This window comes from Paenibacillus sp. CFBP 13594, assembly GCF_014842675.1.
Classification (GTDB): Bacteria; Bacillota; Bacilli; order Paenibacillales; family Paenibacillaceae; genus Paenibacillus; species Paenibacillus amylolyticus_B.
Window position 1 is genome coordinate 154,440 of record NZ_JACYVQ010000012.1, and the last position, 23,342, is coordinate 177,781.

Consider the following 23,342-nt stretch of genomic DNA (forward strand, 5'->3'; position numbering starts at 1 on the left):
TTGCACCAGAATAAGGAAATGAAGGACGGGGCCAGCAGTTCGCATTCTTGCGAAAATTTGTAGCATAGTCAGTGTATTAATACATTTTTTGAGATTTTGTTATATTCAGAAAAAATCTATGCTATATTTTTGATCTTTTATAATCCAAATATCGTTAATTGTATGTAGAGGAGGTGAGGGAGCGTTGAATGATGAAGAGCTTATTCAAGAGATTCATGAAGGTAGCCGAGCTGCCATGGAAGTACTGGTGAAACGGCATTATAAGTCGATATTTGCTTATGTTTATCGGAAAACCGGAGAATACCATACTGCTTATGATCTCACACAAGAGGTATTTGTAAAAATGATGAATTCCCTGAACAAGTATCAGAACACAGGACAATTCAGTCACTGGCTACTGAAGATTGCAGTGAACCATTGTAGAGATTATTATCGTGGTCGGGAATTTAAGCAGCAACAAAGAGAGAGTGAATTAACTGAGGATGCGTTCCCTGCCAGTGAACAACAGAATGTTTGGAATATTTTCCATAAGCGATATCAGAACGAGCAAGTCAGGCGGGCAGTATTAAGTTTGCCTGATCAACAGCGAGATGCAGTCATTCTAAACTATTACAATGGATTAAAGATCAGGGAAGTTGCTGAAATTACGGGAACCAATGAATCGACCGTAAAGTCTCGCATTCGATTGGGGATAACGAAATTAAAGGAGATTATTGTGGGAGGTGAACGGAATGAAAAAAAGAGGAAACGGAGATGAATCGAATTCTGTGGCGGAGTTGGAAATAGAAGAGTACAACAAAATAGCTTCATATCTGGATGAGTATCCGGTTGAATTTCCATCCGAGATGGAGATTGACAAGACAATTAGAATACTGGATACATATATGCCAGATCACATGAATGCTCACCTGAAACAAAAATCATCTGGGAATTCAGTCAAGGAATTATTCCATTTAGTTTATGGTGAGGTTGCTGTCTTCCACAAATCTTACTGGTTAGTCTGTTTAATGCTCTTGTTGTTCGGCTATTGGCTAGGTACCCACAGTACGACAGACCCTTACATGAGTGTACTCTTTATAGTACCTGTTCCATTTGTACTTGGTTTGCTAGAAGTTTTCAAAGGTCGAGATGAAGGATTGATGGAAATTGAATTGACCTGCAAAATTACGGCACAGCAACTGATGCTTACCCGGCTAATCGTAGTGCTCACTGGGAATATGGCGTTTGTTTTTTTGCTTAATTTACTTATATCAAGCGAAACGGGTGTTTCCTTATCATGGAGTGCTATCGGCCTTGCGTATACACAGCTTATGATCGCAGCAGGTACAAGTCTATGGCTCGCGATGCGTGTCAGAGGCGGGACAGCCGTCAGTATATTTCTAATTGTATGGTTCGCACTGGTTTGGCTTGTACTAAGTAATCCCCAATTGAAGACTCTACTTCAATCAATTCAGCCCGCAGTAGTTATGGCGATGGCTCTATGCGGAGTTCTACTATTACTCAGTCAGATCTATGGGATGGCAAGGAAATATACATTAAAGACAGAAAGAGGTTACTCGTTTGATACTGACCATGGATAACGTATCCAAGAAATACAGGAACAAGTTGGCGGTAAAAGAAGTCTCACTTGAACTATCCAGTGGTGGTGTTTACGGCCTCCTTGGACCGAATGGAGCAGGGAAGACAACATTGCTTCGCATGATTGTAGACATTTCTAAACCCACGTCTGGACAAATTTTGTTGAACGGGCGGCCTATCCAAAACATGGGGGAACATTATCGAAGTTTGTTGGGCTACATGCCGCAACGATTTGGGTTTTATAACCGATTCAGTGCTTATAAATTTCTCATGTATATGTGCTCTTTGAAAGGGATTGGTATTAATCAAGCTTCAGCACGTGTGCAGAAAACGTTAGTAATGGTGGGCCTTGAAAATCAAGCACAACATAAAATCCGCACATTCTCCGAAGGGATGAAGCAGCGATTGGGAATTGCCCAAGCTTTGCTGAATGATCCACAAATTTTGATTCTTGACGAACCGACAGCTGGATTGGACCCCAAAGAGCGCATTCGATTTCGTAACATTATCGGTGAGTTAGGAAGAGATCGTATTGTAATGTTATCTACGCATATCATTTCTGATTTGGAGTTTTCATGTAAAGAGATGATCCTGATGAATGAAGGGCAGCTCATCGCCCATAATACTCCGGAAGAGATTATGAGCCGGATGAAAAATACCGTATGGAAAGCGAAATTGAATTCGCAGCAACTTGCTGATCTTTCCTCTCATTTCAAAGTAAGCGGTTTGTCTTATGAGTCAGATGGAATCGTAGCTCGAATTCTCGCCAAAGAACAGCCCGTTCCGCAAGCCGTACTAGAATCACCACGGCTTGAGGATGTATATATGCACTATTTTGGAGAGGGGACGAAGTCTTGATTCGTTTAACTCAATTTGAGTTTTATAAAATTATAACGCGTAAAAGTATTGGTATAGCAATGTCTATTTTGATTATTTTTCTAGTCGTATACTCATTTTGGAGGTATCCTGGGATAATGGATGGTTCCGCCTTCTACAAACCTTATGAAGGTCCTATTACAACAGAGAAGGTAAAAGTCGCACATAATCAATATGATTCCATTTGGGATAGTCCCGAAGGTAGATACCAATATGGTGCAATTTACGATATTGTGTTTTTTTCTCCGGAAACGATCAAGAACAGCACACGATATGATGATCGTGGCAACATCATGGAGCGAACAGTGAATGTATCCGAAATTTATTATAATAAACCTTGGGGCTACTTAATGGAATACATTGATCAATTCGGTGTAGTTTTTATGATGATTATGGTTCTGCTAGGGTTGGCTCCAGTATTTACTGAAGAATATGTACTAGGTACAGCATCATTACTGCGTAGCAGTAAAAGAGGCAAAAGCAAGCTCGTATCAGCAAAATGCATTGCTTCCATATTGTACGTTTTGATGTGTGTCGTTGTATTTACTGGGATAAACTTGGTTTTATATTGGTTAAGGTTTGGTAATCTGGCTGGGGCGAATACTTCTATACAGAGCGTGGGCATGTATGTTTACAGCTTTGATTATGAGTTCTCACCGTATACTTTTAATGCTTTTCAATATTATTTAGTTCAATTGTTTACTCATATAGCAGGCAGCTTGGTCTTTGCATCTATTGTTTTGCTGGTATCCGTCCTCAGTTCTACATCCTTTATAGCTACAATTGTGAATACTGTGATAGTAGGTCTGCCATACTTGGCCTTTGACGTATTAAATTTAAATTCCGGGTCATTAAAGTGGGTCGAGAAATTTTCGATAAGTACCATGATACGGGTAACAGGGCTTTATCAAACATCAATAAACTATTCCTTATTTGGACTGAATATGTCTTATTTAACCTTATATATCGTTGTCATGGCATTAATTGCTTTTTCGACTATAATTTCCACATATCGTATTTTCCACACCAGGGAAATGTTTCTTTGAGTGGTGCTATGAGTAATCCTTTTTTGAGATTAAGGTTCGCAGATACTGCGGGCTTTTTTATTTGCAGGAGTACTGGCACTATTTCCAATCTACCTACTCTTTTGATACAGTAACTGTAGGGCATATCGGAGGTATATATCATGTATGGAACAATGTTTTCATGAAAGGGTCATGGAGAACTGTGCCCCATATCGCTCTCGGAGAGGAGTCCATCGAATGAATGTGAATGAACATGTGATCGAACAGCAGTCTCTTACCTTTGTGGGCATCAAACGAACGTTCTCTTGTGTGGATGGAGAGAATTTAACGGAAATCCCTAAGATGTGGCAGGATGCTTTGGCAGACGGCATTGAGGAACGTTTAAACGGGTTCAATAACGGAGCTATTCCCGGTCTGGTGGGCATCTGTGTAGATCAGAGAGAGCTGAAGGACAATCAAATGGAGTATTGGATTGCTACCTCTTACTCAGGTGAAGTGCCTGAAGGTTTGGTGCCTATCGAACTCCCCGCGTCCAATTGGGTTGTATTTGAAGCGGATGAATTAAAGCCGGAGGCAATACAACGGTTGTGGCACCATATTATGACAACGTGGTTTCCCTCCACTTCATATAAGCATGCAGGTATTCCTGAACTTGAAGTGTATAGAGGTCACGGCACACCTCCCCAAGTCTGGATACCTGTAAAATCTGTGTGAGCAAAATTGAACTAGGAGGTCTACGATGTTATCCAATAAAGTGATTGATCATTGCCAAGAGCAAGGTTGGTGGCATGAAGATGTTCCAGCAGCCTACGAAGAAGCATTACGCAAGCTTGAGATTGATCTTCAGTCGGATTTTGCAAAATTTTATCTACATGCAGAGGATGGACCGACTTTTTATAGCAGGCATCAGGAGTTGTATCAGATCTGCTGGTTTATGGAGAACACCGTATATATGGAAGATGTGAATGTAGCACAGCTCACATTGGGACTCCCTGAGGCATATATTCCACTAGATAGTTTTGAAGGTGAAGGTGGATTTTTCTACAACCGTCAGACAGGAGAAGTGGTGCTGGTGGAACTGGGCGAGTCCATTGAACGGTTTCTTAATGGCGAAAGTAAGCCGCAGTGGTCTGATTTCAATGCTTTTTTGGAATGGTATTTCGTCCTGGAGGAGGAGACGGTGCAATGAAAGAGCTGACACCGGAACATGCCGAACTTGAGCGACAGATTATTGAGACCGTAGAAGCCGGTAATGTAGTGGACGAGACGCAGCAGCATGAACAGGCCCTCATCTATTATGATCAGGCATGGGGCATGCTGCCCGAGCCGAAGATGGAATGGGAGATCGCAAGCTGGATCGCATCCTGTCATGCGAATGCACATATCGATCTGAAGCAATATGAACTGGCGAAGCCGTGGGCTGAGATATCGTTACATACGCGAAGTACGGATAGAAATACGAGTCCATTGATCGATCTCGGCATGATCTGCATGAGACTTGAACAGCATGACGAGGCATATTCGTATTTGCATCAGGCGTATGAGTTTGGCAGAGAGCGTGCATTTCAGGGAAGCCCTAGGGACGTGTTGAGTTATTACATTGAAGAGCGGGCTAAACGCAAAGTAGAGTGATTCCGACCATACCATGAAACAAAAAGGGTACCCCGGTTTGGCCAAAATATGACCACTGGAGTACCCTTTCGATTATTACGGGATGTTTTACTTCATCTAATCCGAAATGTTACGCGTATAGTATTCAATAATATCCTTACGACGGATAATACCGAGGAAGACACGATCAACATCCACCACGGGCACAAAATTTTGGTCTGCTGCAAGTGTCAGCATATCCTCCATTTCAGCCTCAATGAATACACATTCATTATATACCCGATTGTTAATCTCATGGACTTGAACCTGATCCATCGTATCAAAAGTCAATCCGGGTGTATTTCGCATTTTCCATAACAAATCGCCTTCGGACAGGGTAGCAACATATTTTCCATCCTGGTCAATCACGGGAATGGCGGTGTAGTGGTGCGATTCCAATTGCTCAATAGCATCTTTCATGGAAGCGGTAGACTTGATATAGGCCACTTCGGCTTTGGGGAGTAAAAAATAGCTGATTTCCATCATCGGGCTCCTTTTCAGCCTTTTGCATAGCAAAAAAGCTTTAGTATGTAATCTCACTATCCTTATTTAAACATATTATGTGAGCTTTCGGCTATTTTTAATGATAAATTCGTCAGATTTGTTTCATTGTTTAAATGGCGCTGGAAATCTATAGTGTATATTAGAGGTGATGTAACCATGAAATCCAAACGTAAATTAATGTACGGACTGCTGCCCATCTTGTTTGCAGGTGGAATCGGAATGTATCTATACATGCAGAATAACAAAGAAGCAGAAGCCAAGCCCCAGACTACCGTGAATCAGTACATAGAGCATCTGCAAAAAAAAGAATTTGACCAGTTGTACACCTTGATGACATCTGCTTCGCTGCAAGAGTCGGGCATGAACAAGGAACAATTTGTTGAAAAATACAACGCGATCTATTCGGGCATGGAAGTATCCACCGTCAAGGCGGAGATTAAGCCTGTGGATGTTGCCCAAACGGCTTCCGATGGCAGTAAGACCGATGCAGAGAAACAAAACCCGGATACGTATGAGGTGGATTACAACCTGCAACTGACAACTTTTTTGGGAGAAGTCAGTGAGACGCATACATTGAAACTGGTTCGGCAGGAGCTTGAGGATGGGGGAAAAAACTGGCAAATTAACTGGCAGCCATCGTTGATCCTTAATGACATGGTAAAGGGCAGTAAGGTGCGAGTGAGGACACTGTTCCCGGATCGTGGAGACATTGTAGATCGTGATGGCTTGCCACTGGCTACCAAGGGCACGATGAACGAATGGGGCATTGTACCTGAGAAACTTGGTGATAACCCGGACCAGATGATTACACGAATCGCAAGTCATTATCAGGTTTCGGAAGATGCCATTCAAAAGGCGCTTGCGCAGACATGGGTGAAGCCGGAGTACTTTGTCCCGATTGGTTCAACGGAGGAGTTTGACGTGCCAGAATCTTTAAGCGGGGTTACGATGCAGAGTAAGGAAATCCGTTATTATCCACTCGGTGATGCGGCTGCGCACCTGATTGGTTACATGCGCAAAGCCACCAAAGAAGATCTGGATAAGGATACAGAAGGCTATTATCGCGCAGAGGATTGGATTGGCAAAGCGGGTTTAGAGCAGTCCATGGAGAAACAACTGCGTGGTGAACGTGGTGGTTTGATTGAAATTACGGATGAGTCCGGTAACTCCCGTTCTGAGCTTATTCGCAAGGATGCTGTAGATGGACAGAATGTTCAACTGACGATTAGCTCCAAACAACAGAAGAAATTGTATCAGACATTGTCCAGTGGTGGAGACGCCGGTGCGATGGTTCTGATGAATCCGACGGACGGCAACTTGCTGGCGTTGGTGAGCGCACCTTCCTATAACCCGAACAAGATGGTTACAGGACTTACACAGGCAGAGTGGGATGCTTACTCGGCGAATGAGAAGCTTCCTTTTATCAATAGAGTTACTACACGATATGCACCAGGATCAACCTTCAAAGCGATAACTGCGGCAGCAGGCCTAATGGAGAAGGTAACGACAGCGGACAAAACCCACGAGATTTCCGGTTTGCAGTGGCGTAAGGACGACAGTTGGGGCGGATATTACGTCAAACGGGTGAAAAGCCTGAGCCCTGTCAATATGGTCGATGCTTTGGTGTATTCCGATAATATTTATTTTGCGATGGAAGCCACCGAAATGGGCAGTGCAAAGTTCATCGATGGAATTCAAAAGTTTGGGTTTGGTGACAATTTCGGGTTGGATGAACTGTACCTGAAGCCAAGTCAATATGCGAATGAGGCTCACAAAGACCTTTCCTCCGAGGTGCTACTGGCTGACACATCCTATGGACAGGGTGAAATGTTAATGTCGCCAATTCATCTCGCTGCTGCCTTTACGCCGTTTGTGAATGAAGGAAAGCTGGTGAAGCCTGTTCTGATTGTTGGCAAAGAAACATCTGACTCCGAGGTGATCATTACACCTGATGTGGCAAATTCGGTCAAAGACGCTTTGAGAGAAGTCGTATCTCGCCAAGGCGGTACTGCACACACATTGAGCTCTGTTGCTGGCAGTCTTGCAGGTAAGACCGGCACGGCCGAACTGAAAGCGAAGAAGGGTCAGCAAGGGCTGGAGAATGGCTTCTTCGTCACCTTTGATACTGAATCACCATCTTTTCTGGTGGCAGCGGTGATCGAGGAAGTTAACGGCCGCGGCGGCAGCCATTATGTGGTGGATCGTTTGAAGCCGTTCTTGGAGAAGCTTAAATTGAAGGAACAGTAAACCAACAGTTTACAGTTATTTAAAAGCTGGTTGAAGAATTCATTATACTGAGATGTGATTAACTCATGGACTGATTCTCCTTGTGTGAATGGTAGTGTAGCAACTATTATTCACACAGAATCAGGGTATGAGTTTTTTGTTGTCCAGTACTACCTCTGCTTAGTCCGCCATTGACGTCAAAACCAGACTTGCAATAAGAGAAATAATGGATATAATAAGTTTAAACAACATTTTAAATGACGTTTAAATCGTTATTTAAAAATATTTAAATTGACGCTCAAATACATGCTCATCGTTTATTTCAGACAAAAATACGGGGAGGATACTATGGAAACTGACAAAAAAATGGAAACCAAGGAGAAGATTTTGCGTGCCACACTGGAGTTAACCAAGAGAGAAGGTTTTGAAGGTATAACGATAAAAAAAATTGCAGAAGCCTCAAGCACAAATGTTGCATTAGTTAATTATTATTTTGGTTCCAAAGAAAACTTGATCAACGATTCCGTGAAGTTGATATTGAACAGCTTTGAGCATACCTTTGGTATACTTGATGACCATTCATTACCAGCACGAGTTAGATTAAAGCGATTTTTACTGGATTATTTGCACGTTATCCTCGAATATCCAGAGTTGCTCTCCAGAATTATCCTCATGGGTAAGACTGTTTTCGCATCCCAACATGAATATGGGGCCTTTTTAAACTTACTCGGTTTTCCGAAGATTAAGAGTGTTCTAAAAGAAATAACGGACGAACAACAGCCCGAGAAACTGATGACAATGACGGTACAGATTTTTGGAGCGCTTTTTCTCCCGGCACTTATGAGTCCGATTCTTGAATCCGGAGCTTCCGTGAAGATTGCACCTATAGAGGAACAAATTGACTTGCTCTTTGACAGATACTTTCATTAAAAACCTTGAATTGAGGCGATTGGAATGAATGTGCTCAGAAAATACTGGCAGGACTTAGGATTGGTCATTGGACTTCTTGTATGTATTTATGTTGCAGTGGATTGGGAAACGATTCCGCGGATCAACAATATTTTATGGTTCAGCTTCGTAGCAATCCTCCTTCATCAGTTTGAAGAGTATCGTTGGCCGGGTTACTTTCCGGGCATATTTAATACGGTCTTATTTAAAAGTGATTCACCAGAGAGATATCCGCTAAATAAACAGTCTGCAATGATAATTAATGTCTTTATTGCTTATCTCTTTTACTTGATCCCTGTTGTGTTCCCATCGGTAGTGTGGCTGGGGCTGGCTCCTGTTTTGATGGGCTTTTTCCAGATTGTTTTCCATGGACTTGTCTTGAACGTAAAAGCAAAAACCATCTATAATCCAGGTCTGTTTACCGCGATATTTCTACATTTGCCAATTGGGATCTGGTATATCCGCTACGTGCATGAGTATCAGTTAATAACCGTAACAGACTGGATCGTGGGTGTGATTTATTTTGCCATCGCAGTCTATATCTTCATCGTAAAAGGAAATACGTGGCTAAAAAATAAAAACTCCATCCATATCTTTTCACCTAAAGAATTAGCTCTCCGGAATAAAAAATAAATGTATAAAAAGGCTATCCCCATTTCATACGAGGGGATAGCCTTGGACATTATTTATTTGTGGACTTCTGCTTATTTCCGGGCAGTTAGCATAAAACGGGCCGAGTTGGTACGAATGCCTTGATCGCATCGATATGTTTCCACAAACTGCTGGAATCGCTCAAGGTCAGAGGCTGTTTCTCCAAAACCGGGAATGATCGGTGCATGGGTGAGCAGAAACAGCAAATCATCAGGTGTAGCGTAATACTCAATCGCATCATATACACGGGCCTGAATGTCATGAAATCCAGCTTCGTGAAGTTCATGCTTGTAACGTTCCATCAAAGTACCAGGTTGAATGCCGAGGCTTTGTCCACGGCCGAAAACTTCTGAAATGTTGGATTTATCGTGTTCGCTGACCTGCTGAGTTAGAAAAATCCCACCCGTATCAAGTACCCTGAATACTTCTGAGGCAGAGAACCCGGAGTGTCTGGAAGATACCACATTAAAGAAAAAATCAGGAAAATCCAGTTTTTCTGCGTCCATTTGAAGAAAGCGTACATTGGAATGAGTTCCTGCGGAATGAGCTTCCGCAGCCAGAAGATTCTGTTGTGCAGTTTCAATCATTCCTTGAGCGAGATCAATTCCCACCAATAACAAGGCTTCTTTTGCAATGGACAGAATAGCTTCTCCACCGCCTGTTCCAATATCGAGTAACAGATCGGACGATCGTGTATGGCGAACAACTTCCTCATAGAAATTCCATCCGATCTTCTCCGAGACAACGTTCATGGAGCTGAAGTTCCAGCCATTCGTCCGGCCTACGCGTTCATAAAAGTCAGCATAATCTATGTTGTTTTTCATTTTCATTTTCATTTCCTCCAATGTGAGTTTGTTTGAACAGGACAAGAGAGTTGTGCATATCGTTCTATTGTAAATGGTCGAATGGGATCAGATGGACAGACGTGTCCCTAGATAGCTGGTACGCGTTTTGACCCAGCCCGACGACTACTTACTTCGAACAATACGGAGCAACATCCGTGTCACCTCACAAGTTGGAATGTCTCCATTATATTCAATTGACAGCGTATACGCGAGGTGTTATTTTGAGGTGGAATGTATTCTATGAGTTCGAGGTGATCCATGGTGGCTATTCGTGCTAAGCAGATTTTTGTCAATTTACCTGTCCAAGATTTGAAGAAATCCGTTGAATTTTTTACCAAGGTGGGATTTGAGTTTGACGCCAATTTTACGGACGAGTCTGCTACTTGTATGATCATCGGGGAAAATATTTACGCCATGCTTCTGGTGGAGGAACGTTTCCAATCCTTCATCTCGAAAAAAATCTCCAATGCTGCCGATACAACCGAAGTCATCGTTGCCCTGTCTGTAGATAGCCGTGAGCAGGTAGATGTGATTGTACAAGCTGCCCTCGATGCAGGAGGGAAGCCATCCAACGAACCACAGGATCATGGATTCATGTATGGATGGAGTTTTCAGGATCTGGATGACCATCTGTGGGAAGTTTCCTATATGGACCTAAGTGCTTTTCCTTCGGATTGACAAAATGAAAATTAGTAGAACCTTCCTAATATTAGGAAGGTTTTTTTGCTTCTTTTCTGCATCCATTTATTATCTGAGGTATGCATTCACACATCCCCATGTACATGGACATGAATAGGATAACCCGAGCTTTTTAAAAAGGGACGACAGTCAGCCAAAGCATCGGTTGGACAGGGCGGTAACGCATTTGCGATCAATGCCAACGAACTGGGCAACATCCGGGTGCGCGCAGGACAGCAGGGCTGAACAGGAGAGATACCGCGTGTCGATATCTCCTTCTTCGTTTATGGAAAACACGCACCGAATTTATCCGGATAACATATGGTGTAATTTACCTTTTTGCTATATGATAAGTGTCGATTCATGTTGACGTTTTGTACCGAAAGATGCTATAGCTCATGTACTAGAAAGTTAGAAGGTAAGTATACATACGTTTCTTTTTGATGGAGGGATTAGGATGTATTGTCACATATGTGGGACCAAAAGTAGTCCTGGGGATAGTACGTGCAGAAAGTGTAACACAAAACTGAAAGATGCAAGCTCCACAGAGGAACAGATCTGGGCGGAAACAGCAGTGGGTTTGGAAAAAAGAACAGGAGAAACAGCCGAATTATTATCCCGGCAGCAACAGCCTGCACTCAGACAGGGCAATACCAGTCAAGGCCGCGCATTTAGTTGGATCATTCCACTGTTACTGGCAGCCGTGATGGGGGCTTTACTGACGTTCTACTACAAGCAGGAGATGGGTATTAATGCGGAGGTGAAGTCTCTGCATCAACAGGCGGAACAAGCTGCACTAGAGGGGAAATATAAAGAGGCTCTTCAACTGCTAGACACCGCTCTAGTGAAACGACCAAACTATGATGCACTTATACAGGATCGTCAAATTACGGCGAAAGCGTTCAATCTGATGAATCAGTTGAATGAGGCTGCCACAAATCTGAAAACAGGAAAACTCTCAGAAGGAGACAAATCCATTCAGACAGTAGCGAAAGTACTGAAAGAGCGAGAAGAGCCTGTTTTCACCAAAGTGCGTGCCACATTAAGTAATAGAAAGGTTACGCTGGCTGTGCTGAAGGTGAAGAAAGAAATCGATAGTTTGACGACAGTAGAGGCACTGGCTGAGAAGCTGGATACGATATCGAATCTGAAGGGTAAGGAAGCCGAAGCAGTAGAGAAGCAAATTGTTGATAAGCTGGCAGGGATTAGCTATAAGCAGGCTGAGCAGCAAGTCAAGACAAAGGATTTTACAGCGGCATTGCAAACGGTCGATCAAGGGCTGTCTTATGCGCCGGAGGATGACAAACTGACAGCGTATCGTGATCGAGTGCTAAGTGAGAAGAAGAATTTCGAAAAAGCGGAAGCCGAACGAATTCAACTTGCCGAACAGCAGGCAGCAGAAGAAGATCTGAAGAATCGAACGTCGGCAGTGAGCATTGTGAATGTCGAAGCCGCGCTTGATATGTATGGTGACCTGTATATTAGCGGTTCAATCATAAACAATGCAACTCGGCCGATCTCTTCCGTCACCGTTATGGTAGATATATATGGTACAGACGGCACTTATCTAGGGCAAACCTATGTGGATGTGTATCCAAGCTGGCTTGAAGTGGGTGAAGAAGGATTTTTTGAGACGTATTATTATGGTGTATACCAAGAAGCAGAAGTATCTGTTGTGAATGCAACGTGGTATCTGGAATAGGAGGACAGGTCGGAATGGGCAAACGAATATGGAGCACCATTATATCCAGTGCAATCATTATAGGAGCCGGAGCAGGAGGCGTGTTCTGGATTCACAGTTATACAGCAGATCAGTTGCAGGCTGAACCGAGATTGGCAGTTGTTAATGCGAAAGAAACAGAAAACGCAGCATCCAAACCGTCCTCCAAGACAGCCGTGAAGAAAACACGTAAACAGATTATTGAAGAGAGTCAGAAGAAAGTGGTTACGATCGAGAGTAGCAGCGGGCTAGGCTCCGGTTTTCTCTATAATGATCAGGGAGATGTTGTAACCAATGCTCATGTGGTAGAAGGTTCGGAGGAAGTGACGATACATACTCTGAATCATGAGGAATACAAAGGAACCGTAATTGGAATCGGGGAAGAAACAGATATTGCTGTTGTTCGAGTACCTGATCTGAAAAAGTTGAAACCGCTGGCTATCGCCAAATCTAAAGCCGAGACTGGAGATGAAATCCTAGCTCTTGGGAGCCCGCTGGGATTAGAGAACACGGTAACTACAGGCATTATCAGCGGTGTTGGACGCAGCTTCGAAATTGCGCCTTACATTTACAGCAATCTGTATCAGATCTCGGCGCCGATTACCCATGGCAACAGTGGTGGACCACTAATCAACGCAGAGACGGGCGAAGTACTTGGTATTAACTCAGCCGTTGTGGAGCAGGAGGGTGGGATCGGGTTCAGTATCCCAATCACTACCGTGCTGAAGCAAGTGCAAGCCTGGTCCAAGAAACCATCCAGCACAACGGCGGTTCAGACGGCTGGTGGTAATGGATCGGGATCGACCTCTGCTTCAGCGAAAGCAGAATGGGCGGTGACCGAGTTTTACAACAGTCTGAATCTAGGTGACTATGTTACAGCTTATGCTTTGCTCGGAAGTGAATGGCAGAGTGGCACAAGTTATGCCAAATTTCGTGAGGGTTACCTGAATACCAGTTATGTGACGATTGGAGAGGTCTCCTCTATAGACAAGGGCAATGACGGGATGGAAGTGACTGCAGTGATTACAGCCGATGAACGCAGGGATGGCGAATATGTAACCACGAAGTATAAGGTTACATATCAGGTTGCTTCTGAGAATGGCCAATTGAAAATACTGCATGGTAAAGGTAAGAAAATAACATAAAATAAATCAAAAAAGGAGAGTTGGCTGATGTGCTACTCTCCTTTTTTTGATTGCTTATATTGGGTGCATCTGTTAAAATACAGAACGAATGTTCAGTATGGATGGGACGGAGTGAAATGGAATGAATATGAATAAAAAGCAACTTCAAACCGAGCAGACCAAGAAGAAACTTGCGGATGCTTCCAAAGCCCTTTTTGTACAAAAAGGTTATAAAGCAACATCCATTGAGGATATTGTAGCTGCGACGGGCAGCAGCAAAGGCAATATATATTACCATTTTAAAAGTAAAGAAGGTCTGTTCCTCTATCTAATCGATGAATGGGACCGGGAGTGGGAAGAGAGCTGGGCGGCCAAAGAACATCTCTATCACACCTCCACGGAGAAGATTTATGGTTTGGCGGAGCAATTAGTTCTGGACGATATGAATCACCCCCTGACGAAGGCGGCTGATGAGTTCTTCACAGGGGAAAAGAAAGAAAATGATATTGAGGAGCGGATCTCCTTAATGTTTGAGCGGCATATTCAATTTAATAAACAAATGATAGAGCAAGGCATTGAGAGTGGTGAGTTCAAAGCAGACAATGTAGATAATCTCGCGCTCATATTGGAAAGTACCATTGTTGGTCTTAGTCAGATGTCACGGGGGATGGAGCCTGATCAGGCTCTTGCGTTATACCGCCAGGCCGCCAGTGTATTCTTACATGGGATTGCAAAGGATAATGCTTAAGCAACATTTTGACAACTACGGAGGATGGAATCATGGCATTACTTACACGGAACAGGGGCGCACTGCTGCTGTTAATGTTTAATATTTTTCTTGTTTTTACGGGTATTGGTCTGGTTGTGCCGATCATGCCTGCGTATATGGATCTACTGCATATCACCGGATTCACGGTTGGATTGCTGGTAGCGGCATTTTCCTTCACCCAGTTTCTGTTCTCCCCGCTTGCGGGTCGATGGTCGGATACATGGGGACGTAAAAAAATTATCGTTGGCGGCATGCTGATCTTTGCCGTATCGGAGTTTATGTTTGGTGCGGTCAATGCACCAGTCTTGCTCTTCGCGGCCCGGATGCTTGGTGGTATTGGTGCGGCGATGATCTTCCCGGCGGTTATGGCTTACACCGCAGATATTACAACAGAGGAAGAACGCGGCAAAGGTATGGGATTGATTAATGCAGCCATTACAACCGGATTTATCATCGGACCGGGAATTGGTGGATACATTGCTGACTTTGGCATTCGAATTCCGTTCTACGCCGCAGGGGTTGCCGGGTTGCTGGCATCGATTATCACATTGATTATTTTGCCTGAATCCACGCGAAGCACAGGAGAGCAAACTAAACCTGTAGCTGGCGCAGAGAAGGTCAAAGCTCCGGGTATGGTATCCCAACTGCTGAATTCATACCGTGAACCGTACTTTTTCAGTTTGATTATTGTATTTGTTATGGCATTTGGTCTGGCGAACTACGAGACGGTATTTTCACTGTTTGTGGATCATAAGTTTGGCTTCACGACCAAAGACATTGCATTTATCATTACATTTGGTTCCATCGCGGGTGCGGTTGTGCAAGTATCCCTGATCGGTTGGTTGCTCAATCGGTTTGGTGAAAAGATGGTCATTTCAGTCTGTCTGTTATTTGTAGCCGTATTTGTACTATTGACCTTGTTTGTAAGTACGTACTGGATGATTCTTGTCGTAACGTTTATCGTCTTTCTGGGTATGGACATTTTGCGTCCGGCGATCAGTACACAGATGTCCAAACTGGCACAAGAACAACAGGGCTTTGTGGCCGGATTGAACTCGGCGTATACCAGTTTGGGGAATATCGCAGGCCCGATCGTAGCTGGAGCATTGTTCGATGTGAATATTAACTATCCTTATGTTTCTGCAGCAGCGGTTTTGGCGATCTGTTTCCTGTTATCCCTACGGGTACTTAGAGGTGCCAAAGCGGTAAAACAACCGAAGGCTGAAATGTAATTTTATAATTGGAAATGAAGTACATTAACACAAAAAACAGTCGATCACACCTAACGTGTGGTCGACTGTTTTTTATTATGATATTAAAGGAGTACGGTATTAACGAATTTCTCCATTCGTTTCAATCAGTTTTTGATACCAGTGGAAACTCTGTTTGCGGATACGTCTCAATTCCTTGATATCAAATTCCTCACGATCCACATAGATGAATCCATAACGTTTGCTCGACCCTTGATGTGTGCTGACCAGATCGATCGCAGACCAAGGGCAGAAGCCAAATACATCCACGCCGTCCGTAATTGCCAGTTGAATCTGTTCGATATGTTTATTGAAAAATTCAATACGATATGGATCGTTAACCACGTCGCCTTCCTCCAGTTTATCAAATGCACCCAGACCGTTTTCCGTAACAATCAATGGCAGATGATAACGGGAGTAGATCTGACGCAGGGTAGAGCGGAAGCCCACCGGATCAATTTCCCAACCAAACTCCGTTTTTTGCAGATTGGGATTCACAGATCCTCTATATGCGCCTGGTTCACCCACAATTTCATGCTGGTCTCCTGTATGAGAGAAGTCATTGCCATCGTTCAGACTTTCACCAACCGTCTGGGAAGTGTAATAGTTAAACGCAATAAAGTCAGGATTTCCTTGCGCCAGGATGTCCATATCTCCGTCTTCAATGACAGGCGTATATCCTTTCTCTTCGAGATAACTCCAGGCAATATGATTATAACGTCCATATACCGCCATATCGAGATAGAGCCAGTTACGAATGGCAGCATAGTTATCAGCCGCGAGTGTGTCTTCTGGTTTGGAGCTCGCCGGGTAAATTACACCGATATTGGGTGCTGGGCCAATTTTGGCTTCAGGCAGCATTTCATGACATAGCACCATGGCTTTAGCTTGAGCAACCAGCATGTGGTGATTTTGCTGATACAGTGTTTTTTGCGGATCAACAAGTGTTGTATCCAGTGTACCCAGAGAGCCGGGATGCAGGATCAACATATTTTGTTCGTTGATGGTCAACCAATATTTAACCCGATCTCCGTAGTTCTCATAGAGGGTCTTGGCATATTGTTCAAAAGCATCAATTGTTGCACGGTTGGACCAGCCACCTTTTTCTTCAAGCGCATAAGGAAGATCGAAGTGATACATCGTCACTATGGGTTCAATACCGTATTTAATTAACTCATTAATGAGAGAATCGTAAAACGCGAGACCCTTCGGATTCACTTCACCCGCTCCTTGCGGATAGATGCGTGTCCATGCGATCGAGAAACGGTATGCTTTGAAGCCCATTTCGGCCAGCAACGCCACATCTTCTTTGTACATATGATAGTGATCACTGGTTACCTTGAAGTCGGTTACACCTTCCACATGGTTGCCCATGTCGATGACAGAAGGACCTTTGCCATCTTCATTCCAGGCTCCCTCAATCTGATAGGCAGAGGTTGAACCTCCCCAGAAGAAATCTTTAGGAAATGGCTTCAGTTGAGTATGTTTCATGGTTAGTTCCTCCTTAGTTGAATTCGTATAAGATAAGTTGTGTCAGACAACGAGAGTCAGCAGGACATCATTTTTCTGTACCTGCTCTTGATTCGTTTCGAACACATCCACTTCTTGCTGCGTTAGGGTTACAATGACAGGGGTTACGGTTTCGTATCCGGCTTCTTTGATCTTATCGATGTCAAACTGGATCAACAAATCGCCCTGTCTGACGATATCCCCTTCCTGAACGACAGGAGAGAAGTGTTTTCCCTTTAGCGCTACTGTATTGATGCCGATATGAATCAGGATTTCCGTTCCTGCGTTGGTGGTTAATCCAATGGCATGTCCAGTCGGGAAGAGGGAAGTGACAACACCGTCTACCGGAGCAACAACTTCACCAATCTCAGGGACAATCGCCAAACCTTTGCCCATAGCACCAGTCGAAAAGGCTGGGTCATTAATGGTACTCAGTGCTACGGCTTTACCTGTAAGTGGGCTATAAATTTGTTCCTTTTTGATTTCTGTTGTTTTGGTCTCAGGTACGACAGGAAGCTCTACCGGCGTACTTTCAGCCGATGGGCTGGAACCAGATTCATTTTTCTCGGAAGCTATGTCTTTCGTTTTGCTTTCATAACCAAACATCACCGTTAATACCGCTGCTACAGCAAAGGAGCAGGCAATAGCAATCACGTAGACAACCGTTGGTGTATAGACAGGAATGGCAAATATATTATGGAACACATAAGCAGTCATTTTAACACCAAAGTGACCATTAATGGCACCGCCGATCGCACCTGCGATGACTACGATAGGAATTACACGTTTATAACGCAAGATCAGACCGTATACAATTGGTTCAGTTACTCCTGCAAGTAAACCGGTAAGGCTGGTCGAGCCAGCAAGGGTTCGCAGGGTTTTATTCTTTTTGGCTTTCAGGAAAATACCGAAGGCTACACCGATTTGTGCAAATACAGCTGCAGCAGCCATGGCTTCAATCGGATCGCCGCCAACCCCGATATTCTGTATCGTGATTGGAGTGAAGCCCCAGTGGAGTCCAAAGACAACCATGAAGGTCATGAATCCACCGAGTACAATCCCTGATAATATACCGCTGACACCAATGAGCCAAGTTACGCCGGAGGAGATCCAGTCACCTACCGTGGTGCCGAATGGTCCAAAGGCCATTGCGGACAGAGGAACCATAATCATCAAAGCAATCATCGGTACAAGGAACAATTGCAGGTCTTTCAAAATGATTTTTTTGAGTAACTTATCAAGAACAGCATAGATACTGATCGATATGAAGATTGGGAATACGCTGGCTGAATAATTCATCATGACAACCGGTATACCCAGGAACGATACATCTGAGCCCTTATCCATCAGCCCGGTGAAGCTCGGTTCCATCAGAGCGGCACCAATTACGCCAGCTACATAAGGATTGGCTTTCAGCTTCATACCCAGTGTGATGCCAAGGAAGATGGGCAAGAAATAAAATACAGCGTTGCCGGCAGCGGATAAAATCAAGTATGTGTCACTTGTATCCGACATCCATCCGAGCATGGTCAGGACAGTCAGCAAAGCTTTTAGCATACCTGATCCTGCCATAGCCGGGATTAACGGCGAGAAACTTCCGGATATAATTTCAAAAACTTTGGATAATAGCGAGGTTTTTTCCCCCGTGGACTCAGCCGATGAGGAGGAATCTCCTTCAAAATCCCGGTTTTTCATGATCTCCGCATATACATGAGCCACGTTACTACCGATGACCACCTGGAACTGGCCACCGCTTTCGACAACGGTAATAATACCATCGTGTTTTTCAAGCGTTTCGCGTTCGGCCTTTTTCGAATCTTTCAGGTCAAATCTCAGCCGGGTTGCACAGTGGACAAGACCATTGATATTGGCTTCTCCGCCGACGAGACGAACGATGTCATCCCCCATTTTTTTATGATCCATGTTCATTCTCCTTTGTTGTTAAGATTGCCTGAAAACAAAAAAATACCTAAACGAATGGCTATGATGATCATCGGAAAGATGACCTGTTGCCAATCATTTAGGTATCGCCTGCTTGAGCAGTAACAATCCTTGTCGTTAAGTTGTGAGACCTACTATATCTGACGCCGTAATCGTTTGCAAGCTTTTTTTATTCCGCGCCCAGCAACTCGTTACGAGAAGTGACACGTTGAATATGGATCGTCAAATACACCTTTTCATCAATGGACATGGCACTTTCAAACCTTTCTTCAAGGTACTGATTGATTAATTGGGTGCATTCAAATGCCTTGCTATATTTGTCCTTCACCTGCTCATACAGAAAGTTGTCTCCTGAAGCAAATTGCTCCTGTTCATTACTCAACATTCTCTGCACAAAATATTGAAGATGGGTAATAAACCGGGAATAATTAAATGAATTTTCATCCAGGGCGATGTGGTAATGGTTGGTCACAATGTTGAAGATATCATCAATAACTTCAGTGATTTCAACGGTTTGTTTCATGCCTTGAGCATCTTGACGAGCGTTTACAAAATGCATTGCAATAAAGCTGGCCTCATGTTCATCCATCTGGATGCCGAATTGTTCCTGGATCAGCTCCACAGCGTTCATGCCAATCCCAAATTCCTTCTTGTAAAACTTCTTGATCTGCCACAAAAGGGAATTCTTCAGCCCGACGGATTTACGGTACCGGGTAATGGCAAACTGAATATGATCGATCAATGATATATAGATATTATCACTAAAAATATCACCCATTTCCTTTTTGGCATGGCCCACAATTTCGTCTGCTAACTTCAAATATTCAACCGATGTTTCCCCAATCAGATCAATGAGTTTTTGCGGTATTTTATCTGATTTCAGCACAAAGGTTTTTTCGATTTTATCCTCATCCACAGGCTGCCCGTTTTTCTTTTTGAAGCCAAGACCGTTGCCAATGACAACAAATTCGTGACCAACCTGGTTCTCAGCCCGGATGACATTGTTGTTAAAAATCTGACGGATGATCATATATGTGTTTCACCTCAATTGGTCGTAATAATAACAAAAAACCCAAACTAAGGCTTAATAGACAGCCTTGGTTTGGGTATCGCCTGCTTACCAGTAACAATCCCGAAGAAGACGCAGCTTCCTCTTTCAATTATGTCCACTATACCGCTTTCATAACAGAATAACAATACAATGATTTCTGGAAATGGACGTAAAGACGTGGATTTTTGGTATAATAAGAAATGCTGGAAGTGAATTAGATGGGCTGGGTTGCATAATAAGTTACCGAGGACGGTCATTTTTAAGCATATACAGGATTATTGGAGTGATAACATGAGCAATGCAAAAGGAAAAGGCGGCACCGGCCGTGGTACGGGTAAAAAAGGCTGGAACCGTTGGCAAGCCGCTGCAAACCGGGCAAAAAGTGCCCCGAAGCCTTATAAAAGTAAAGGTACAAAGAAGAAGGATGATACCGAAACTTCAAGTGGCAAGCCCGAGTAAGTATGGTTTGACGATGCCAGAGGAGAGAGCTGCCTGACTAACGGGTGGGTCTCTTTTTGCTTGAAAAGATAAAAAATTAAATTGACAGTATTGTAAATATGGTAATAATATAGAGCTTACGCAAATTAGATGGTAGTGCTACTATATAGAGAAAGGAGCAACAGCATGCCTGTTAATATGGATGAAAATCCACTTGGACTGATTCTGTCACGGACGTATCTGGCATACAAAAAAACAACAACCAGAAATCTGAGCGAACAGGATATTACTCCGGAACAATTTGCAGTTCTGAATGAATTGAGCAAGGCTGGAAGCCATATATCACAGAAAAAACTGGCTGAATTAACAGTGCGGGACCAGACAACGGTAGGCAAAATTATAGACAAGTTGATTCGCAAAGGTCTGGTGACAAGAGAAGAAGATCCACAGGACCGCAGAGCGGTTTTGCTTTGTTTGACGGCGGAAGGACTGGAAATGAATGACGTTCTTACACCAAAGGCAAAACAGCAAGAGCAAGAGGCACTCGCCGAATGTTCCCCTGAAGAGCTTGAAGCATTCATGAATGTGATGAATCGCATCTATGAAAAGATGAAATAAATTTTTTTGATCAAATATGTGCATGTGCATATATATGTAGTGCAATTATTTTAACCTAACGGGAGTCGTGAACGAATGAAAAGCTTCAAAGATTTTCTTAAAGTGCCACAGACAAAAATAGGGTTGGTTTTTGCATTGATTGTTCCGCTGTTATTTGTTGTGATCTGGATGACGGGTTATCATCAAGCCACGGAGAGAGTGGATCAACTTCAAGTTGCTCTCGTGAACGAAGATGGGACACAGGGAACAGAGGTGCAGAAGCAGATTGAAACGCTAGCGCCTTTCCATGTCAATGTTCTGGGATCTGCCGAGGAAGCTGAGCAACAGATGAATGCAGGTAACTATGCGATGGTTATTGTTATTCCGGAAGGATTCACTGACCAGATTGAAGGAGGTACAGAGGCGAGCTTGTCCTTTTATATCAATCAGGGAAATGCGGATGTAGCCAAATCCATTGTGGAACATGCCGCGACCGGAATGACCGCACAAATGGGTCAAGGGATTCTGGAATCCAAGGTTCAAGTGACACTCAATAATGACAGTATAAACAGCGATGAACTGAGTGCAGCTATTGGACAAGCGATGGAGAAGATGAATGAAGGGCCTGTGAAGGCTGAAATTAATAAAACGAACAGCGTGAGTGATTTTGCAACATCGATGCTGCCCATGATTCTGGGTTTTATCACCTACATTGCTTCGATGACCATGAACATTCAGTTCAATATTACGTCGAATATCATGAAGCGTACCCATTCCAAATGGGAAATCTTCTGGGGACGGCAATTGCTGTTATTGTGTATAGCTGTGATTGTTCCCCTAATTGTGGATACAGTAGCTCTTCAGTTCACGGATGTTGCGAGCTCCTTCGGCGCTTTGTATCTGTATCATGTGCTGGTGAGTCTGGCTTGTATCTGTTTTACACAAATGAGTTTTGCCCTGTTTGGTAATGCAGGCCCTCTATTTAATGTTGCTATGGTTCCGCTCCAGTTGATGACAGCAGGAAATATCATTCCAGCCGAGATGCTGGCGCCATTCTACCGTTATATAGGAAACTTTCTGCCCGCTTCCAATGGGGTACAGGGATTTATGCGTTTGATCTATAGTGGAGAAGCAGTGGGGGGATACATGGTTCATCTTCTGTTGATCTCGATTATTACGTGGGGAATTACGTTGCTGCGAGTTGGCATGCAAAAAGCAGGTAATGGACAAATGACGATGACGCCTCCAGCATCAGCACAGGCACAACATTAAGAGTTTCCTTCTATATATAATGTAATAACACACAAGAAAGTGGTTCACGTATAGTTTTATGCGTGCATCACTTTCTTTGTGTATCTTCTATAATAGTTCTACTTATACTCGTGGTAACTTACAGTACCCCCAGTAATTTTACATGACCTTGATAAAAGGACAACCTAAATTGAGCGTACTTAATGAAGCTAAAATATATGAGAGGAGATGTAGGCTAATGAGTTTAAGTCAATTAGACATGTATGGTGATGTATGAATGGGGAGAGTGTCGTTTAAACTTTACACTGGGATAGAGGAGAGCGACACAGTAAAGGTAGTTGGTTTGTAGTAAATGAATAATATTAAATTAAGTATTGTAATTAATATTTATACGTGATATATTATTAATCCGGCCAAGAAAACACGGTTTAACACTGGTGCGGCAAGCGATTGAAATAAGCTTCGAAAGAAACTTAAAAAAAAGAGCTTGCAAAGTTGGTTCGGACATGATATTATATAAGAGTTGCTGAAGAGAACGGCGTTCGGTAACGAAACAGGTTTGATCTTTGAAAACTGAACAACGAGTGAGTGAACATTCTGCTTGCAGAATGAACGCAAAAGTTTGAAACAAGCCTTGGCTTGGATCGACTGGAGCACAAATGAGATTTTTAATCTCGTCAGATTCAAAATGAGCTTATCGCTCTTTTCAAT

23 protein-coding genes are annotated in these 23,342 nt (G+C 43.4%); 18 read left to right on the top strand and 5 right to left on the bottom strand.

What is annotated here, in order from left to right; all coding sequences use genetic code 11:
- Positions 1-184 precede the first annotated feature (184 nt).
- The 7 genes from IFU39_RS28195 (at position 185) to IFU39_RS28225 (ending at position 5,111) form a co-directional block, all read left to right on the top strand.
- Positions 185-757, top strand: coding sequence for an RNA polymerase sigma factor (locus IFU39_RS28195; RefSeq protein WP_244661140.1), 573 nt, complete (start codon positions 185-187; stop codon positions 755-757).
- Positions 732-1,580 (top strand): hypothetical protein, encoded by an 849-nt coding sequence (locus IFU39_RS28200; protein ID WP_192136089.1) that lies wholly within the window; start codon positions 732-734, stop codon positions 1,578-1,580. Before IFU39_RS28195 ends, IFU39_RS28200 begins: the two co-directional genes overlap by 26 nt.
- The gene (locus IFU39_RS28205; RefSeq protein WP_244661141.1) at positions 1,573-2,436 is read left to right on the top strand and encodes an ABC transporter ATP-binding protein; all 864 of its coding nucleotides are present in this window, start codon (positions 1,573-1,575) and stop codon (positions 2,434-2,436) included. Before IFU39_RS28200 ends, IFU39_RS28205 begins: the two co-directional genes overlap by 8 nt.
- Positions 2,433-3,500, top strand: coding sequence for a hypothetical protein (locus IFU39_RS28210; RefSeq protein ID WP_192136094.1), 1,068 nt, complete (start codon positions 2,433-2,435; stop codon positions 3,498-3,500). Before IFU39_RS28205 ends, IFU39_RS28210 begins: the two co-directional genes overlap by 4 nt.
- 216 nt (positions 3,501-3,716) lie before the next feature.
- A complete protein-coding gene (locus IFU39_RS28215; RefSeq protein WP_192136096.1) occupies positions 3,717-4,193 on the top strand; it encodes a GyrI-like domain-containing protein in 477 nt (158 codons plus the stop codon).
- Between the two features lie 25 nt (positions 4,194-4,218).
- Positions 4,219-4,668, top strand: coding sequence for a hypothetical protein (locus IFU39_RS28220; RefSeq protein ID WP_192136098.1), 450 nt, complete (start codon positions 4,219-4,221; stop codon positions 4,666-4,668).
- Positions 4,665-5,111 (top strand): hypothetical protein, encoded by a 447-nt coding sequence (locus IFU39_RS28225; RefSeq protein WP_192136100.1) that lies wholly within the window; start codon positions 4,665-4,667, stop codon positions 5,109-5,111. Before IFU39_RS28220 ends, IFU39_RS28225 begins: the two co-directional genes overlap by 4 nt.
- Positions 5,112-5,207: 96 nt before the next feature.
- On the opposite strand, the gene IFU39_RS28230 is transcribed toward IFU39_RS28225, so the two are convergent.
- Positions 5,208-5,612 (bottom strand): CBS domain-containing protein, encoded by a 405-nt coding sequence (locus IFU39_RS28230; protein WP_074093601.1) that lies wholly within the window; start codon positions 5,610-5,612, stop codon positions 5,208-5,210.
- Positions 5,613-5,789: 177 nt separating this feature from the next.
- On the opposite strand from IFU39_RS28230, the gene pbp4 reads away from it, so the two are divergent.
- The 3 genes from pbp4 (at position 5,790) to IFU39_RS28245 (ending at position 9,440) form a co-directional block, all read left to right on the top strand.
- Positions 5,790-7,880, top strand: coding sequence for a penicillin-binding protein PBP4(5) (pbp4, locus tag IFU39_RS28235; RefSeq protein ID WP_192136102.1), 2,091 nt, complete (start codon positions 5,790-5,792; stop codon positions 7,878-7,880).
- Between the two features lie 327 nt (positions 7,881-8,207).
- Positions 8,208-8,789 (top strand): TetR/AcrR family transcriptional regulator, encoded by a 582-nt coding sequence (locus IFU39_RS28240; protein WP_192136104.1) that lies wholly within the window; start codon positions 8,208-8,210, stop codon positions 8,787-8,789.
- Between the two features lie 24 nt (positions 8,790-8,813).
- Positions 8,814-9,440 carry an HXXEE domain-containing protein gene (locus IFU39_RS28245; RefSeq protein ID WP_192136106.1) on the top strand — a complete coding sequence of 209 codons (627 nt, stop codon included), beginning with the start codon at positions 8,814-8,816 and terminating at the stop codon, positions 9,438-9,440.
- A gap of 71 nt (positions 9,441-9,511) precedes the next feature.
- Here the strand turns inward: IFU39_RS28245 and IFU39_RS28250 are convergent, their stop codons facing one another.
- Positions 9,512-10,282, bottom strand: a complete 771-nt coding sequence (locus IFU39_RS28250; RefSeq protein ID WP_192136122.1) for a class I SAM-dependent methyltransferase — start codon at positions 10,280-10,282, stop codon at positions 9,512-9,514.
- 282 nt (positions 10,283-10,564) lie between these two features.
- Between IFU39_RS28250 and IFU39_RS28255 the strand changes: the two genes are divergently transcribed.
- The 5 genes from IFU39_RS28255 (at position 10,565) to IFU39_RS28275 (ending at position 15,826) form a co-directional block, all read left to right on the top strand.
- Positions 10,565-10,981, top strand: a complete 417-nt coding sequence (locus IFU39_RS28255) for a VOC family protein (protein WP_192136108.1) — start codon at positions 10,565-10,567, stop codon at positions 10,979-10,981.
- Between the two features lie 574 nt (positions 10,982-11,555).
- Positions 11,556-12,683, top strand: a complete 1,128-nt coding sequence (locus IFU39_RS28260) for an FxLYD domain-containing protein (protein WP_192136109.1) — start codon at positions 11,556-11,558, stop codon at positions 12,681-12,683.
- Between the two features lie 14 nt (positions 12,684-12,697).
- Positions 12,698-13,846 carry a S1C family serine protease gene (locus IFU39_RS28265; RefSeq protein WP_192136110.1) on the top strand — a complete coding sequence of 383 codons (1,149 nt, stop codon included), beginning with the start codon at positions 12,698-12,700 and terminating at the stop codon, positions 13,844-13,846.
- A gap of 127 nt (positions 13,847-13,973) precedes the next feature.
- The gene (locus tag IFU39_RS28270) at positions 13,974-14,573 is read left to right on the top strand and encodes a TetR/AcrR family transcriptional regulator (RefSeq protein ID WP_192136111.1); all 600 of its coding nucleotides are present in this window, start codon (positions 13,974-13,976) and stop codon (positions 14,571-14,573) included.
- 32 nt (positions 14,574-14,605) lie between these two features.
- Positions 14,606-15,826: an MFS transporter gene (locus tag IFU39_RS28275; RefSeq protein ID WP_101314786.1), complete on the top strand. Its 1,221-nt coding sequence runs from the start codon at positions 14,606-14,608 to the stop codon at positions 15,824-15,826.
- 99 nt (positions 15,827-15,925) lie between these two features.
- Here IFU39_RS28275 and IFU39_RS28280 read toward each other — a convergent pair whose 3' ends face one another.
- The 3 genes from IFU39_RS28280 to licT all read right to left on the bottom strand — a co-directional run bounded on the left by IFU39_RS28280 (position 15,926) and on the right by licT (position 20,324).
- On the bottom strand, positions 15,926-17,335 hold the full coding sequence (locus IFU39_RS28280) for a glycoside hydrolase family 1 protein (protein ID WP_074093605.1): 1,410 nt from the start codon (positions 17,333-17,335) through the stop codon (positions 15,926-15,928).
- A gap of 42 nt (positions 17,336-17,377) precedes the next feature.
- Positions 17,378-19,276, bottom strand: a complete 1,899-nt coding sequence (locus IFU39_RS28285; protein WP_192136112.1) for a beta-glucoside-specific PTS transporter subunit IIABC — start codon at positions 19,274-19,276, stop codon at positions 17,378-17,380.
- A 187-nt stretch (positions 19,277-19,463) separates the two neighbouring features.
- Positions 19,464-20,324 (bottom strand): BglG family transcription antiterminator LicT, encoded by an 861-nt coding sequence (gene licT / locus IFU39_RS28290; protein ID WP_105602179.1) that lies wholly within the window; start codon positions 20,322-20,324, stop codon positions 19,464-19,466.
- A gap of 312 nt (positions 20,325-20,636) precedes the next feature.
- On the opposite strand from licT, the gene IFU39_RS28295 reads away from it, so the two are divergent.
- The 3 genes from IFU39_RS28295 to IFU39_RS28305 all read left to right on the top strand — a co-directional run bounded on the left by IFU39_RS28295 (position 20,637) and on the right by IFU39_RS28305 (position 22,652).
- A complete protein-coding gene (locus IFU39_RS28295) occupies positions 20,637-20,804 on the top strand; it encodes a DUF3934 family protein (RefSeq protein ID WP_074093608.1) in 168 nt (55 codons plus the stop codon).
- 165 nt (positions 20,805-20,969) lie between these two features.
- Positions 20,970-21,401, top strand: a complete 432-nt coding sequence (locus IFU39_RS28300) for a MarR family winged helix-turn-helix transcriptional regulator (RefSeq protein ID WP_181155611.1) — start codon at positions 20,970-20,972, stop codon at positions 21,399-21,401.
- A gap of 75 nt (positions 21,402-21,476) precedes the next feature.
- On the top strand, positions 21,477-22,652 hold the full coding sequence (locus IFU39_RS28305) for a YhgE/Pip domain-containing protein (RefSeq protein WP_192136113.1): 1,176 nt from the start codon (positions 21,477-21,479) through the stop codon (positions 22,650-22,652).
- Positions 22,653-23,342: the final 690 nt, after the last annotated feature.